The sequence below is a fragment of the Acidovorax sp. SUPP2825 genome, assembly GCF_030158995.1.
In the GTDB taxonomy this organism is placed as follows: Bacteria; Pseudomonadota; Gammaproteobacteria; order Burkholderiales; family Burkholderiaceae_C; genus Paracidovorax.
This window is the reverse complement of sequence record NZ_BQXK01000001.1, coordinates 38,459-53,581: the sequence shown is the minus strand read 5'-3', so window position 1 is coordinate 53,581 and position 15,123 is coordinate 38,459. Positions and strand designations below refer to the sequence as shown.

General features: G+C 70.1%; 14 protein-coding genes and 1 pseudogene. 5 read left to right on the top strand and 10 right to left on the bottom strand.

Going from position 1 to position 15,123, the window contains the following annotated elements; genetic code table 11:
- Nucleotides 1–11: 11 nt before the first annotated feature.
- From AVAK2825_RS00250 to AVAK2825_RS00205, 10 genes and pseudogenes are all read right to left on the bottom strand, one after another.
- Nucleotides 12–1,019: a tyrosine recombinase XerC gene (locus AVAK2825_RS00250; RefSeq protein ID WP_284392997.1), complete on the bottom strand. Its 1,008-nt coding sequence runs from the start codon at nt 1,017–1,019 to the stop codon at nt 12–14.
- A gap of 67 nt (nt 1,020–1,086) precedes the next feature.
- Nucleotides 1,087–1,782, bottom strand: a complete 696-nt coding sequence (locus AVAK2825_RS00245; RefSeq protein WP_272567184.1) for a DUF484 family protein — start codon at nt 1,780–1,782, stop codon at nt 1,087–1,089.
- Complete coding sequence (dapF, locus tag AVAK2825_RS00240; RefSeq protein ID WP_284392994.1) at nt 1,779–2,657, bottom strand: diaminopimelate epimerase; 879 nt, start codon at nt 2,655–2,657, stop codon at nt 1,779–1,781. Before dapF ends, AVAK2825_RS00245 begins: the two co-directional genes overlap by 4 nt.
- 150 nt (nt 2,658–2,807) lie before the next feature.
- On the bottom strand, nt 2,808–3,743 hold the full coding sequence (locus AVAK2825_RS00235) for an ROK family protein (protein ID WP_284392991.1): 936 nt from the start codon (nt 3,741–3,743) through the stop codon (nt 2,808–2,810).
- 149 nt (nt 3,744–3,892) lie between these two features.
- The gene (locus AVAK2825_RS00230) at nt 3,893–4,795 is read right to left on the bottom strand and encodes an amino acid ABC transporter substrate-binding protein (protein ID WP_284392989.1); all 903 of its coding nucleotides are present in this window, start codon (nt 4,793–4,795) and stop codon (nt 3,893–3,895) included.
- Nucleotides 4,796–4,889: 94 nt separating this feature from the next.
- Complete coding sequence (locus tag AVAK2825_RS00225) at nt 4,890–5,084, bottom strand: DUF2905 domain-containing protein (protein WP_272549218.1); 195 nt, start codon at nt 5,082–5,084, stop codon at nt 4,890–4,892.
- Nucleotides 5,085–5,199: 115 nt separating this feature from the next.
- Nucleotides 5,200–6,108 carry an ABC transporter permease gene (locus AVAK2825_RS00220; protein ID WP_284392978.1) on the bottom strand — a complete coding sequence of 303 codons (909 nt, stop codon included), beginning with the start codon at nt 6,106–6,108 and terminating at the stop codon, nt 5,200–5,202.
- Complete coding sequence (locus tag AVAK2825_RS00215) at nt 6,105–7,091, bottom strand: ABC transporter ATP-binding protein (RefSeq protein ID WP_502870463.1); 987 nt, start codon at nt 7,089–7,091, stop codon at nt 6,105–6,107. The genes AVAK2825_RS00220 and AVAK2825_RS00215 overlap by 4 nt, the downstream gene beginning before the upstream one ends.
- A gap of 8 nt (nt 7,092–7,099) precedes the next feature.
- Nucleotides 7,100–8,149, bottom strand: a complete 1,050-nt coding sequence (locus AVAK2825_RS00210) for an ABC transporter substrate-binding protein (protein ID WP_502870462.1) — start codon at nt 8,147–8,149, stop codon at nt 7,100–7,102.
- Nucleotides 8,150–8,219: 70 nt separating this feature from the next.
- Nucleotides 8,220–9,150, bottom strand: a pseudogene (locus AVAK2825_RS00205) (TauD/TfdA dioxygenase family protein).
- Between the two features lie 413 nt (nt 9,151–9,563).
- On the opposite strand from AVAK2825_RS00205, the gene AVAK2825_RS00200 reads away from it, so the two are divergent.
- The 5 genes from AVAK2825_RS00200 (at nt 9,564) to AVAK2825_RS00180 (ending at nt 15,116) form a co-directional block, all read left to right on the top strand.
- Complete coding sequence (locus AVAK2825_RS00200; protein ID WP_284392972.1) at nt 9,564–10,340, top strand: DeoR/GlpR family DNA-binding transcription regulator; 777 nt, start codon at nt 9,564–9,566, stop codon at nt 10,338–10,340.
- A gap of 27 nt (nt 10,341–10,367) precedes the next feature.
- Nucleotides 10,368–11,765, top strand: coding sequence for an ethanolamine ammonia-lyase subunit EutB (locus tag AVAK2825_RS00195; RefSeq protein ID WP_284392971.1), 1,398 nt, complete (start codon nt 10,368–10,370; stop codon nt 11,763–11,765).
- Nucleotides 11,765–12,595, top strand: a complete 831-nt coding sequence (eutC, locus tag AVAK2825_RS00190) for an ethanolamine ammonia-lyase subunit EutC (protein WP_284392966.1) — start codon at nt 11,765–11,767, stop codon at nt 12,593–12,595. Before AVAK2825_RS00195 ends, eutC begins: the two co-directional genes overlap by 1 nt.
- A 214-nt stretch (nt 12,596–12,809) precedes the next feature.
- A complete protein-coding gene (locus tag AVAK2825_RS00185; protein ID WP_284392964.1) occupies nt 12,810–13,766 on the top strand; it encodes a TauD/TfdA dioxygenase family protein in 957 nt (318 codons plus the stop codon).
- Nucleotides 13,767–13,784: 18 nt separating this feature from the next.
- On the top strand, nt 13,785–15,116 hold the full coding sequence (locus tag AVAK2825_RS00180) for an ABC transporter substrate-binding protein (RefSeq protein ID WP_284392962.1): 1,332 nt from the start codon (nt 13,785–13,787) through the stop codon (nt 15,114–15,116).
- Nucleotides 15,117–15,123 lie beyond the last annotated feature (7 nt).

Genomic DNA, 15,123 nt, shown 5'->3' with positions numbered 1-15,123 from the left:
CGGCCGGCCCCTCAGTCGCTGGATTTCTTGCGGGCGCGCGGATGGGCCGCGTCGTACACCTTGGCCAGGTGCTGGAAATCGAGCCGCGTGTAGACCTGCGTGGTGGTGATGTTGGCGTGCCCGAGCAGCTCCTGCACCGCGCGCAGGTCGCCGCTCGACTGCAGCAGATGGCTGGCGAACGAGTGGCGCAGCATGTGCGGGTGCACGGGCGTGGTCAGCCCCGCCTGCTGGCTGCGCTGGCGCAGGCGCAGCCAGATCGACTGCGCCGTGAGCCGCTGGCCGCGCTGGCCCACGAACAGCGCCGCATCCAGCCGCGCCGACGCAGCGCCGCCGAAGGGCTGCGGGCGCTGCGCCAGCCAGGCCTGCAGCGCAGCCAGTGCGGCCGTGCCCACCGGCACGCTGCGGCGCTTGGAGCCCTTGCCGAACACATGCGCCTCGCCGGCCTCCAGGTCGATCCAGCCGCGGCCCTGGAGCTGGGTGTCGGGGCCGGGCGCGGCATCCAGCCCCACCAGTTCGCCCACCCGCAGGCCGCAGCCGTAGAGCAGCTCCACCATGGCGGCGTCGCGCGCCTCCAGCCAGGGGTCGCCGCCCGCGTGCTCGAACTCGGCCAGGCGCACCGCATCGTCCACGGGCAGGGCCTTGGGCAGCGGCTTGGGCGCGCGCGGCGCCCGCACGCCCTGCACAGGGTTGTGCGGCACCAGGCCCTGCTGCCCGGCCCAGGTGAAGAACCCGCGCCATCCCGAGAGGATGAGCGCGATGCCGCGCCCGCTGCGCCCGCCGCTGTGCATCTGCGCGACGAAGCGGCGGATGTGCGCGGTGGCCAGGCCCAGCAGCGGCACGCCCGCGCCTTCGGCGAAGCGGGCGAGCTTGTCCAGGTCCAGCGTGTACAGGGCCAGGGTGCGGGCAGCCAGGCGCCTTTCCACGCGCACGTGCTCCAGGTAGCGCAGCACCGCCGGATCGGTGGGCGCGGTGGCGGCCGGTGCCGGCTCGGCATCGGCGGTGGGCACCGGTTCGGTCATGGCAGGCGGCGATGCAGGGGAAAAGAAAGGCAGAAGGCGCCGGCGGGCAAGGGGCCGGCGCCGCCGCTCAGCGCAGGCGCGAGAGCGCGCCGCTCGCCAGCTCCGCCATGCGGGCGAGAAAATCCGTGCCCATGGCGGCATCGAAGCGGTGCGGATCGGCCGAGCCCAGCACCAGCAGACCGAAGGCCGGCTCGGTGCTGTCGATCGCGCCTTCGCGCAGCGGCAGCAGGGCCAGCGACTGCACCTGCGATGCATCGGGCAGCCACGCCGTGGGCTCGAACCCCAGGTTGGGCCCGCAGAACGGCATGGTCAGCGACGAGGCGAAGGCCCGCGCATCCTCGCTCGCGCCCTGGGCGTAGGCCGCACCGGCATAGGTGGGGGCCACGTCCCACAGGCGCAGCGCGGCCTGGGGCACGTCGAACAGGCGGCGGATGCCCTCCTCCACCACGTTCGGCAGGCTGGAGGGGTTGCGGGCCTCGGCCAGCTCGCGCGTCCAGCGGTGGATCTTGTGGGCGATGGCGGCGTTCTCGTTGCTGTTGCGCACCATTTCCATGATGCGCTGCTCCAGGCCCTTGATCTTCTCGCGCAGCATCTCGGCCTGGCGTTCCTGCAGGCTCACAGCCCGCTGGCCGTGGGGGCTGGTGATCTGCACGCTGGCCAGCACCTCGGCGTGGCGCTCGAAAAAGCCCGGCGTCTGCGCCAGGAACTCGGCGATGTCGTCTTCGGTGATGGGGGGAACCTGGGTGCTGTGGGGAATGGTCATGGTGTGTCGGGAATGTCGATCTGGCCTTCGAAGACGGTGGTGGCGGGACCGGTCATGAAGACCGGGTCCGTGTCGCCGCCGTTCCAGGCAATGGTGAGGAGGCCGCCACGCGTCTGCACGTCCACGCGCGCATCGAGCAGCCCCAGGCGGATGCCCGCCACCACGGCGGCGCAGGCGCCCGTGCCGCAGGCCAGCGTCTCGCCGGCGCCGCGCTCGTACACGCGCAGGCGCACCCGGGTGCGGTCCACGACCTGGAGGTAGCCCGCGTTCACGCGCTGCGGAAAGCGCGCGTGGCGCTCGATGAGCGGCCCGGTCTGCGCGACGGGCGCGGTGTCCACGTCGTCCACAAGCTGCACCGCGTGCGGATTGCCCATGGAAACGACCGCTACAAAAATAATAGCGTCATGCCCTAGTGGATCATGCGCCAGAGGCCATTTTTGCCCCAAGCCCTGCATGATGGGGGTGAGGCCCGTGGTGTCGAACGGCACGCGCGCGGGATCGAGCACCGGGCGGCCCATGTCCACCGTCACGCGGCCGTCGGGGGTGAGTTCGGGGGCGATGTCGCCAGCGCGGGTGCGCACGCGGATGCGGTCGCGGGTGGTCAGGCCCTTGTCGCGCACGAAGCGGGCGAAGCAGCGCGCGCCGTTGCCGCACTGCTCCACCTCGCCGCCGTCGGCGTTGTGGATGACGTATTCGAAGTCGATGCCCTCGGCGGGCGAGGGACGGACGGTGAGGATCTGGTCGGCGCCCACGCCGAAGTGGCGGTCGCCCAGGAAGCGGTATTGCGCGGCGGTGAGGCCGAGGCGGCCCTGGGTTTCATCGATCACGACGAAATCGTTGCCCGCGCCCTGCATCTTGGTGAAGCGGATGTGCATGGGGCCGGATTATCGTCCCCCCGACCGGGCCGCCATGTAACGGTTCATGCGGTTTGGCCTTCCGCCGGACCACCCGGCAGGAAGCCGCTGGCAGTGCGGGAGCACGGCCGGGCGAACCAACGGAGCGAGGCGGTTGAAGGCCGATCCATCTCAGCCGCTCGCCACCGCCAGCGCCGCATAGTCGCCCACCTGCAGGCCCAGGCCGGCCGGCACCAGCCGCACCCCGGCCGTGAGCGCAGGCAGGTGCGCCGACACCTCGGCCTGCAGCGGCGGCAGCAGGTAGTCCTGGTGGTGCAGGAACACGCTGCCCCCGAGGCTGATGCGCTGCAGATCCAGCGTGGCCACCAGGTTGTAGAGCATGCGGCCCAGCACGCGGCACATGCCCGCCACCGCGGCGTGCGCGGCGGCATCGCCCCGCCTGGCCGCATCCACCAGTTGTTCGGCGTCGTGGCCGAAGCGGCGCGGCATCGAGCTGCCGGCCACGAGCGACTCCACGTCGCCCACGTTGCCACAGCCGCACAGGGCATCGCCCGGCCCGTCGCTGGAAAAACTGTGGCCCGCATGGCCCGCGTTGCCGTTCTTGCCGCGCAGCACCCGGCCGTCCACGCACAGGCCCACGCCCACGCCGGTGCTCCAGGTCACGTAGGCGCAGTGGTCCAGGCCCTGCAGCGCGCCCCAGCGGCGCTCGGCGAGCAGCGCGGCGACGGCATCGTTCTGCGCATGGACCGTGCCCAGCGCGGCCGCCAGCGGCGCCTGCAGGGGGATCTGCATCCAGTCGTTCGGCGCGTCGCGCCCGGGGCCGGCCAGGCCGCCGCAGATGTTGGGGGTGGCCAGTTCCACCTGGCCGTCGCGCAGCGCGAAGGGGCCGCAGGCCGAGACGCCGGTGGCCTGCAATTGCGCGCGGGTGATGCCCGCTTCGGCGCAGGCCTCGTCCACCATGCGCAGGGCCTGCCGGGCCAGGGCGTCGGGTGCGCCGGTCTTGGCGGTGGGCTCGGTGCGGCGCGCCACCAGTTCGGCCAGGCCGGTGCCCGCGGGCGCCAGGGCGACGGCGATCTTCGTGCCGCCGATGTCGATGCATGCTCTCATTACCACCTCGCGTTCGTGCAGGGCCTGGGCCCGGCCGGCCCGCAGGGGCGGCGGCGGTCAACGGACGCAGGCGTTGCCCGCCAGTATCGGCGGGGCGGCGGCGGCGGCATGTAGGCCAGGGCCGACCGCCGGCGCGCCTGGCAGGGACCTCAGATGGAGTAGCCCAGGATCATCGCCACGCCCGGCTCCTTGTTCGGGCGGCTGAAGCTCTCGCGGCTCAGGCGCGCCATGGGCAGGTTGAACTGCTCGGTGGCAAACCATTTCTTGTACAGCGGGTCGATGTCGCGGCTCGAAAACAGGCGGTTCAGCGTGCGGTCCACCACGGCGCCCAGCTCGGTATCGCCCTTGCGCATCATGATGGCGTACGGCTCCACCGACAGCACGAACTTGCTCAGTTCCACCTTGTCCGCGGCCTTGTTCTTGGCGGCCATGCCGAGCAGCAGCGAATCGTCGTTGGCATAGGCGCGCACGGTGCCGTCCTGGAAGGCCTTGTAGGCCTCGGTGTCGGACGCGAACACCTTGAGCTGCATCTTCACCTCGTTGACGGCGAGCTGGGTCAGGAGCTTCTCGGACGTCGTGCCCTTGCTCACTGCCACGGGCAGTCCGGCCAGGTCCTGCAGCACATCCATCTTCACGCCCTTGGGCACCAGCACGCGGATGCCCGCCACGAAGACGGTGTTGCTGAACGCCACGCGATCCTGGCGCGCCTTGGTGTTGGTGGTGGAGCCGCATTCGAGATCGATCTCGCCGGCTTCCAGCTTGGGAATGCGTTCCGTGCCGCTCACCACCTTGTATTTCACGTCCAGCTCCTTGAGCTTGAGCGTGCGCTTGATCTCATCGACCGCGGCCAGGCACAGGTCCACGGAGTAGCCCGCGGGGGCCTTCTTGTCGTCCAGGAACGAAAACGGCCAGGCCGCTTCGCGCACGCCCAGGGTGATGGAATGGGTTTCCTGGATGCGTTGCAAGGTGTTGGCCGGGCCCTGGGCCATGGCGGAAAACGGCGCGATGGCGCAGGCGAGCAGCGGCAGCAGCCGGGCGATGGAGCGGAACATGGGAAAAACGACTTTCAAAGGGGCGGCCGGGACATCGGGCGCGCCCAGTGTGACAAGGGCAGATGGAAAATCCGTGACAGGCGACGCGCGGGCCTCACACCCACTTGGCGATCAGGCTCGCCAAGGCGCTGAGCAGCAGCGTGCTGGTGAGTGGAATAAACCACTCGCGACCGAACAGACGGAACCGGAAGTCCCCCGGCAGACGCCCCATCCCCAGGCGCTGCAGCAGCGGCGTGAGGCCGTTGATGAGCACCAGCGCGAGAAAAACGACGATCAGCCAGCGAAACATGGGCTGCAAGTGTAGGGCTTGCGGATTTTCGCCCCCCGGATCGGCCGGCCAGGGGCCTGAAAGCCCAGGGGCATGGCCCCCGCCCGCACGCGCCCCCGTGCAGCGGGCCGTTCGGTCAGCGCTGCACACCCCAGCGGCGCACCGTCAGGCGCTCCAGGGTGTGAAAGCCCAGCGTCTCCACCAGCAGCCCGATGAGGATCACGAGCGCCAGGCCGGCGAACACCTTGTCGGTGTAGAGCTCGTTGCGGTTCTGGAAGATGTACCAGCCCAGGCCCCCCTTGCCCGACGACGCGCCGAACACCAGCTCGGCGGCGATCAGCGTGCGCCAGGCAAAGGCCCAGCCGATCTTCAGGCCCGACAGGATGGACGGCAGCGCCGCCGGCACCAGGATCTGCAGCACGTAGCGGATGCCCGTGAGGCCGTAGTTGCGCCCGGCCATGCGCAGGGTCTCGGGCACGCCCTGAAAGCCCGCGTAGGTGGCCAGCGACAGCGGCCACAGCACCGAGTGCACCAGCACGAACACCAGGCTGCCCTGCCCCAGGCCGAACCACAGCAGCGCCAGCGGCAGCAGCGCGATCGCGGGCAACGGGTTGAACATGGCGGTCAGCGTGGACAGCAGATCGCGCCCGAACTGGGTCGATACCGCCAGCGTGGTCAGCACGAAGGCCCCCGCGATGCCGGCCAGGTAGCCCTTGAGCAGCACCGACAGCGAGATCGCGGCCTTGGCCAGCAGCTCGCCCGACGCCAGGCCCTCGACCAGGGCCCGGGCGGTCTGCACGAAGGTGGGCAGCAGCAGATCGTTGTTCTGCCAGCGCGCCAGCAGCTCCCACAGCACGGCCAGCACCGCCAGGATGGCGAGCCGGCGCACGGCCTGCTGCTGCCACACGCGTGCGAACAGCGGCAGCGGCTGCTGGGGCGCAATGCCTTCGAGCGGCGCGAGCGGGCCTTCGAACTCCGGCCGCACGGGCGGCTCGGGCCGCGCACGGGGCGCGGTATCCACGGAAGGGGTGAGGGCAGCGGTCATACGGAAATCTGGAAAGGCAGGCCGCCGATCGGCCGCGCCGCGGCGGAAGGCACGGCCCGCTCGTGCGCCTGCACCTCGGCCTGCACCGGCCCGGCCGCGCCGCCACCGGGCGCCGGCTCGTCGAACAGCAGCCGGTGGATGCGCTGGGCCGTGGCCTGGAACGCCGTGCCGCCCAGGCTGTGCAGCCCGAACTGGTGGCAGTTGACCTCGGCGCGCAGCCGCCCCGGGTGCGGCGACAGGATGGCGATGCGGTTGCCCACCACCAGCGCTTCTTCGATGGAATGGGTGACGAAGATCAGCGTGAAGCGGAACTCGTCCCACAGCCCCAGCAGTTCTTCCTGCATGCGGCGGCGCGTGAGCGCATCGAGCGCGGCGAAGGGCTCATCCATCAGCAGCACGCGCGGCTGCATGGCCAGGGCACGGGCGATGGCCACGCGCTGCTTCATGCCGCCCGACAGCTGGTGCGGGTGCGCATCGGCGAACCGGGACAGCCCCACCTTGTCGAGGTAGAGCGCCGCGCGCTCAGCGGCCTCGGCGCGGCTGGCGCGGCGTGCGGCCAGCAGCGGGAACATGACGTTCTCGCGCACGGTCTTCCAGGGCGGCAGCTGGTCGAACTCCTGGAACACCACCACTCGGTCGGGCCCCGGCCGCGTGACGGGCTGGCCGCCGAGCACGATGCGGCCTTCGCTCGGCGGGATGAAGCCTGCAATGGCCTTGAGCAGCGTCGATTTGCCGCAGCCCGAAGCGCCCAGCAGCACGAAGCGGTCGGCCGCATGCACCTGGAAATCCACCCGGTGCGTGGCACGCACCACGGTGTCGCGCGTGCGGTAGTCGATGCTCACGCCTTCCACGTGCAGCAGCGCCGACGGGTCCGCCGCGCGGCTGGGCAGCGGGCCGGCCGCCGGGGCCACGCCACCGCCGGCGCCGCCGGTCTCGGGCTCCAGGCGCTCCATCAGCGCGGGGAAAAGGGGTCCCAGCCGCATGGCGCGCTTCAGTTGCCGCCCGCGGTGTGGGCGTCTTCGAAGAAATAGTCCTTGAGCGTGGTCGGCGCGTTCTTGATGGCGCCCACGCGGTGCAGGAACTGGCCCATGCCCAGCGTGTTCTCGGGCTTCACCTTGAACTGGACTTCCGGGTTCTTGATGATCTTGAGCAGCAGGTCCCGGTCGGTCTTGGCGCCGGTCACGCGCAGGTAGATGTCCGCCGCCTTCTCCGGATGGGCGGTGATGAACTTGGCGGCCTCGTCCAGGCCATCCAGGAACGCCTTGTAGGTCTTGGGGTTCTCGCGGCGGAATTTCTCGGTCGCGTACAGCACGGTGGCCGACGAAGGCCCGCCCAGCACGTCGTAGGAGTTGAGCACGATGCGCGCGGCCGGGTTGCCGGCCAGTTCCTGTTCCTGGAACGGCGGGTTGCCAAAATGGCCCGTGATCTCGGTGCCGCCCTTGATGATCGCGGCGGCGGCATCGGGGTGCGGCAGGGCCACCTGGATCTTGTCCAGGCGATTGAACTCCTTGTCGCCCCAGAGCTTGGCCGAGGCCATCTGCAGCACGCGCGACTGCACCGACACGCCGACGGCGGGCAGCGCGATGCGGTCCTGCTCGGTGAAGTCGGCCAGCGTCTTCACCTTGGGGTTGTTGCTCACCAGGTAGTACGGAAAGTTGCCCAGCGAGGCCACGCCCTTCACGTTCTGGCGGCCCTTGGTGCGGTCCCACAGCGTGAACAGCGGGCCCACGCCAGCGCCTGCGATGTCGATGTTGCCGGACAGCAGGGCATCGTTGACCGCCGAGCCGCCGGACAGCTGGAGGTAATCGACCTGAATGTCGATGCCCGCCGCCTTGCCGTGCTTTTCGATGAGCTTCTGGTCCTGCGCCACGTTCAACAGCAGATACACCACGCCGAACTGCTGCGCGATGCGCAACTGGCCTTCGGCCGCGTGCGAAGCGGCGGGTAGCCCCAGGCCGCAGGCGATGAGGCCGGCAGCGGCCAGGGCGGCAAGGGTGCGGCGGGCGATGCCGCGGCGTGAAGGCTGGTGCATGGTGGGCATTTCCTGGCGCGAGAAGCGAGAAGCAACGAAGAAGGGGAAGGGAGTAACGCAAGGCGAAGGCGGCGGCCGTTCAGAACGGCAGGTCGCCCTCGACCGTGGTGCGGTAGAGCTTGCGGCGCTCGCTGTCGGGCGTGCCAGCCGCCAGGTGCATGACCGAGCGGTTGTCCCAGAACACGAGGTCGTGCGGCAGCCAGCGGTGCCGGTACAGGAACTCGGGCCGCACGCTGGCGGCGAACAGTTCGTCCAGCAGCGCGCGGCTTTCATCGTCGGGCAAGCCGACGAGGCGCGTGGTGAAGTGCTCGCTCACGAAGAGCGCCTTGCGGCCGGTTTCGGGGTGGGTGCGCACCACCGGATGCACCGCAGGCGCCACCTCGTCGATCTGCGCCTGCGTGAGCTTCGGGCGCCAGGGGCTGCGGGCGCGCAGCTCTTCGTACTTGGCCAGGTATGTGCTCGGCCGACAGCGGGGCGATGGCGTTCTTGAGCGCCAGGGGCAAGGCATCGTAGGCCGCGTGCTGGTCGGCGAACAGCGTGTCGCCGCCTTCGCCGGGCAGCTCCTGCGCATGCAGCAGCGAGCCCAGGCTGGGCTTTTCCTTGTACGACAGATCGGAATGCCAGTAATGGCCCGCATCGCCCAGCCCGATGGGCTGGCCACCGGCGTCCTTGATGTTGGAGACGATCAGGATCTCGGGGTGATCGGCCAGCTGGAAGTTCTTCAGCACATGGATCTGCAGCGGGCCGAAGCGGCGGCTGAAATCGATGTGCTGGCGCGGGGTGATGCGCTGGTCGCGGAACACCAGCACGTGGTGCGCAAGGTGCGCGCGGTGGATGCGGTCGAAGTCCTGCGCGCCGAGGGGCCGCGACAGATCGAGGCCCACCACCTCGGCGCCCAGCGGGCCTGCGGCGCCGGCCACCGGGCGGATATCGAAGGGCTGCGGCGCGGCATCATCGTCCAGGGCGATGGCCGTCGCGGAAACCGGGTCGTGGGACAGAACTGCCGACATGGTGAACCACCTTTGAACGGGCCCGGCGGGGGCCCTCTGGGTTGCCACTTTATTCAGCACACCTCCAAACCGGAACGAATGATTTATGCATTGCTAACTACAAAATCATCTATCGACACGGCGCCCCCCACTACTTGCCCGGCGCTGGCACCCGTCACGAAACGGACGCCTGACCTTGGCATATTGGGTGCTTGTGCCCTTTCCTGCAAAAGATAACACTGGGCACCCATGCCCCCCATCGCACCGACCGGGGCCGCACGGAACGCACACACACCCTTCCCCCGTTCTTTCGCGATGCTCCCAGGACACCGGCGCCTGCGGGTGAACGGAGCCACCCGGCACCACCGGGCCGCGGGCACGGCCCCTGCGCTATCCCCACCCGCGAACGAACCGACACGACAGGATCACAGGACATGCTGCAGGAAGAACGATTCATCCGCATCCGCACACTGCTGGCCACGCTCACCCGCGTGAGCACCGAGCGCATCGTGAAGGACCTCGACGTTTCGCGCGAGACCGTGCGGCGCGACCTCGTCGAGCTGGAGGCGCAGGGCGTGCTGCGCCGTGTGCACGGCGGCGTGGTCGCGCCCGGCCCGGCGCCCGAACCCCCGCTGGCCGTGCGCCAGGCGGTGCGCGAGCGCGAAAAGCGCGCCATCGCCCGCGCCGCGCTGCGGCAGCTGCAGCCGGGGCAGACGCTGTTCCTCGATGCCGGCAGCACCACCACCCTCCTGGCGGCGGAGCTGTCGTCCCTGTCGGGGATGACGGTGGTGACCAACAGCCTGAACGCCGCGCTCCAGCTGGCCGGGGCCGACGCCGGCCGCCCGGCGCGCAACGACGTCATCCTGCTGGGCGGCCGCACCGACCCCGGGGTGCGGGCCACGCACGGCGACATCACGGTGGCCGAGATCCACCGCTACCGCGCCGACGTGGCGCTGCTCTCGCCCGTGGGCATCCACTGCCTGCACGGGGCCACCAGCTTCGACCACCACGAGGCGGCCATCGCCCGCGCCATGGCGGCGCAGGCGCAGCGGCTCATCGTGCTGGCCGACCACAGCAAGATCGGCCAGGCCAGCCGCGTGGTGTATGCAGGCCTGCCCGAGATCGATACCATCGTGACCGATGCGGGATCGCGCGCGCTGCCCGGCCTGTCGGCGCTGCAGGCGGCCGGCAGCCACCTCATCGTCGCCTGACCGTCCACGAAAGGCCCCCGACGCCCCATGCCCGCCAGCCGCTACCACCACACCGCCGGCGGACAGCGCTGGCAGTTCCGCGACCTGGGCGACGTGATGGCCAAGGCCACGCCGGCCCGGTCGGGCGACGTGCTGGCGGGCATCGCGGCGGGCACGGCGGTGGAACGCATGGCCGCGCGCATGTGCCTGGCCGATGTGCCGCTCGACCGCTTCCTGAGCGAAGCGCTGGTGCCCTACGAGGACGACGAGGTCACCCGCCTCATCATCGACACGCACGATGCCGCGGCCTTCGAGCCCATCGCCCACCTCACCGTCGGGGGGCTGCGCGACTGGCTGCTGGCCGCGGACAGCGCCCTGCTGACCGCGGTAGCCCCGGGCCTCACGCCCGAGATGGCGGCGGCCGTGAGCAAGCTCATGCGCAACCAGGACCTGGTGGCCGTCGCGCGCCGGTGCCGGGTGACCACGCGCTTTCGCAACACCCTCGGCCTGCCCGGGCACCTGGCCGTGCGGCTGCAGCCTAATCACCCCACGGACGACCTGCGCGGTATCGCCGCCTCGATGATCGACGGCCTGCTCTACGGCGCGGGCGACGCGGTGATCGGCATCAACCCGGCCACGGACAGCATCACGGCCCTGACGGGGCTGGTGCACCGGCTTGACGAGGTGATCGCCACGCTGCGGATTCCCACGCAGTCCTGCGTGCTCACGCACGTGACCCACACCCTCCAGATGATCGAGCAGGGCGCGCCGGTGGACCTGGTGTTCCAGTCCATCGCCGGCACCGAAAAGGCCAACGCCGGTTTCGGCGTGAACCTGGCCCTGCTGCACGAGGCGCGCGAGGCGGCCCTGTCGCTCCGGCGCGGCACGCTGGGCGACAACGTCATGTATTTCGAGACCGGCCAGGGCAGTGCCCTGTCGGCCGACGCCCACCACGGCGTGGACCAGCAGACCTGCGAGGCGCGGTCCTACGGCGTGGCGCGCGCGTTCTCGCCCCTGCTCACCAACACCGTGGTCGGTTTCATCGGGCCGGAGTACCTGTACGACGGCAAGCAGATCATCCGCGCGGGCCTGGAAGACCACTTCTGCGGCAAGCTGCTGGGCGTGCCGCTGGGCTGCGACGTGTGCTACACCAACCATGCCGAGGCCGATTCGGACGACATGGACACGCTGATGACGCTGCTGGGCGTGGCGGGCCTGACTTTCATCATGGGCGTGCCGGGTGCGGACGACATCATGCTCAACTACCAGAGCACCTCGTTCCACGACGCGCTGTACCTGCGCGAGGTGCTGGGCCTGCGGCGCGCGCCCGAGTTCGAAGCCTGGCTGCAGCGCATGCAGCTGACCGACGGGGCCGGCCGCCTGCTGCCCGCCGCGCAGCAGCGGCCCACGCTGACACAGTTGCGGCGCATCGGAGGGGCCGGGTGATGGCCGACACGCCCGCCACCCCGGACGCCGGCCCCCCGCCCGATCCCTGGGATGACATGCGCGCCCACACGGCGGCGCGACTGGCGCTGGGGCGCGCAGGCACCGCCATCCCCACGCGCGAACTGCTGGATTTCGGCATGGCCCACGCCCAGGCACGCGATGCCGTGCACCGGCCACTCGATGCCGAAGGCCTGGCCACGCAGCTCGCCTCGGCAGGCGGCACCCCGCTGCAGGTGGCCAGCGCCGCCACCGACCGTGCCACCTACCTGCTGCGCCCGGACCTGGGCCGCCGCCTGGGCGATGCCGATGCCGAACGGCTGCGCGGCCTGGGCCGCCAGGGCAATGGCGGCACGCCGGAGGCGAGATGCGACCTGCTGCTGGTGGTGGCCGATGGCCTCTCGTCCCTAGCCGTGGAACGCCATGCCGCGCCGCTGGTGCAAGCCATCCGGGGCACGGCACCGCAGGGCTGGCGCATCGGCCCTTTGGTCATTGCCACACAGGCGCGCGTGGCGCTGGGCGACGAGGTGGGCACACTGCTGGGCGCACGCCTGGTGGCGGTGCTGATCGGCGAACGCCCGGGCCTGAGTTCGCCCGACAGCCTGGGCATCTACCTCACCTGGCATCCACAGGTGGGCCGCAGCGATGCGCAGCGCAACTGCATCTCCAACGTGCGGCACGAAGGGCTGGCACCGGCCGCGGCGGCGGCGCGCCTGTGGTGGCTGTGCCAGGAGGCCCGGCGCCTGGGGCTCACCGGCATCGGGCTCAAGGACCGCAGCGATGCGGCGACCCTGGACGCCGCACCGGCCAAGGGCACGCTGGCCGACGGGTAACTGGTAACTGGTAACTGGTAACTGGTAACTGGTAACTGGTAACGGGTAACGGGTAACGGGTAACGGGTAACGGGCCGGCAGCGCCCTTCCATCTTTTCGGCCTATGGATATGGCCCGATGTTCGGGTCGCTTGCATATCCGATTTGGTCGCTTCGCGTCCGTCATGGCGGTCTCCAGAATCCGGCCATCACCCCTTCCCCGCTGGAGCCTGCCCGTGAGCGAAACATCCCCATCCCGGTTCGATACGTCCTTTGGAAACCTGCGCATCCGCCGCGTGGCGGGCAGCCTGGGCGGTGAAGTGCTCGGCCTCCAGCTGTCGGGGGAGCTGGACGACGCGACCATCGCCGACCTCACCGCCGCGCTGGTGCGCCACAAGGTGCTGTTCTTCCGCGGCCAGACGCACCTGGACGATACCGCGCACCAGGCGTTCGGCGCGCGCCTGGGCAAGACCGTGGCCCATCCCACGGTGCCCTCGCCCACGGGCACGCGCATCTTCGAACTCGACGCCTCCAAGGGCGGTGGCCGTGCCGATTCGTGGCACACCGACGTGACCTTCATCGACGCATTCCCCAAGTACGGCATCCTGCGCGGCGTGACCATTCCGGCCTATGGCGGCGACACGGTGTGGGCCAACACGGCCGCGGCCTATGCCCGCCTGCCCGAAGATCTCCAGCGCCTGGCGGACGGCCTGTGGGCCGTGCACAGCAACGACTACGACTACGGCGCCGAGCGCGTGGTGGTCGAGGAGGAACGGCTGAACCACCACCGCAAGGTGTTCGTGTCCTCCGTGTTCGAGGCCGAGCACCCCGTGGTGCACGTGCACCCCGTGTCGGGCGAGCGCGCGCTGCTGCTGGGCCACTTCGTCAAGAAGATCGCGGGCTTTTCCAGCACCGAATCGGCACGCCTCTTCGAGATCCTGCAAAACCGCGTGGTCCGCCTGGAGAACACCGTGCGCTGGCAGTGGCAGCAGGACGACGTGGCGATCTGGGACAACCGGGCGACGCAGCATTTCGCGATCAACGACTACGGCACGCAGGCCCGCGTGGTGCGCCGCGTCACGGTGCACGGCGAGCCCGCCGTGGCGGTGGACGGGCGCCGCAGCCGCACCCGCGTGCGGCCCGAAGCCACCAACGACGCGCAGATCGACAGCGTCATTACCGCGACCGCCTGACGCCACGGAGCCATCGACATGACCCAACGACGCCAGTGGCTCCAGGCCGCATCGGCCCTGGGCGCCACCGCCCTGCTGCCCGGCTTTGCGCAGGCGCAGAGCGGTGCGAAGAAGTTCCAGGGCGTGACCCTGAATGTCTCCACTTTCAGCGCGGCCTACCCCAAGCTGCTGCAGCAGTACCTGCCCGAGTTCGAAGCGCTCACGGGCGCCAGGGTGAACTTCGACGCACCCTCGTTCCAGGTCTACAACCAGCGTGCCGATCTGGAACTGTCCACCAAGGGCTCGGCCTACGACGTGGTCAACGTGACCTTCATCTACTCGAGCCGATGGATCCACTCGGGCTGGCTCACGCCGCTCGACGATTTCATCAGGAACCCCAACCTCACGCCCGCCGACTGGGATGTGGACGACTTTTTGCCCGGCGCGCGCGCACCCGAGACCGGCAAGGACGGCAAGCTCTACGGCATCCCCTGGACGGCCGAGGCGCTGCTGTCCGCCTCCTCGCGATTCGACCTGGTGCAACAGGCCGGCCTGGCCTACCCGGACACCACGGACGACCTGGTGAAGGTGCTGCGCGCCGTGAACAAGAAGGAGCGCGTGGCGGGCTTCGTGTCCGACAGCCACTACGGCTGGACCTTCGTGCCCTATCTGCATGCCTTCGGTGGCGACGTGTTCCGCAAGGCACCGGACGACCTGTATCCCACGCTGGACACGCCCGAAGCCATCGCAGCGGCCGAGTACTACGCCAGCCTGCTGCGAGAGTTCGGGCCCGACGGTGCCATCACCTACACGCCCGACCAGGTGACCCAGGCGCTCAAGCTCGGCCGCGTCAATTTCACCGATGCGGGGCAGTTGCATCTCGCGCAACTGGGGGACCCGGCCTCCAGCAAGACCTTGAAGACACTGCAGTTCGGCCAGGTGCCCAAGGGGCCTGCAGGGCGCTTTCCGGGCACGGCCGTGCATGGCCTGGGCATTCCGACGGGGTCGAAGAACAAGGAGGCCGCGTGGGCCTTCATCCAGTGGGCGCTGTCCAAGCAGACCACGCGCAAGGCGGTGCTGGCTGGCTACGGCTCGCCGGCACGCCGCTCTGACATCGACTCCCGGGAGTTCCGCGCCAGGCAGGTCATCAACGGCAACGACCTGGCACAACTGGCACTGGACTCGATCGAGCTGGCCTCCAAGACCGGGCACATGAAGTACCGCACGGTGTCGGTCTACCCGCAAGTGGACCAGCAGCTCAACAAGGCGATCGCGCTGATCGCCTCCGGCCAGGCCAGCGCGCGGCAGGCGCTGCAGCAGGCGCAGGCCCAATCGATCACCGAGCTCCAGCGCGCCGGGCTGAAGCTGTGAGCCGGCG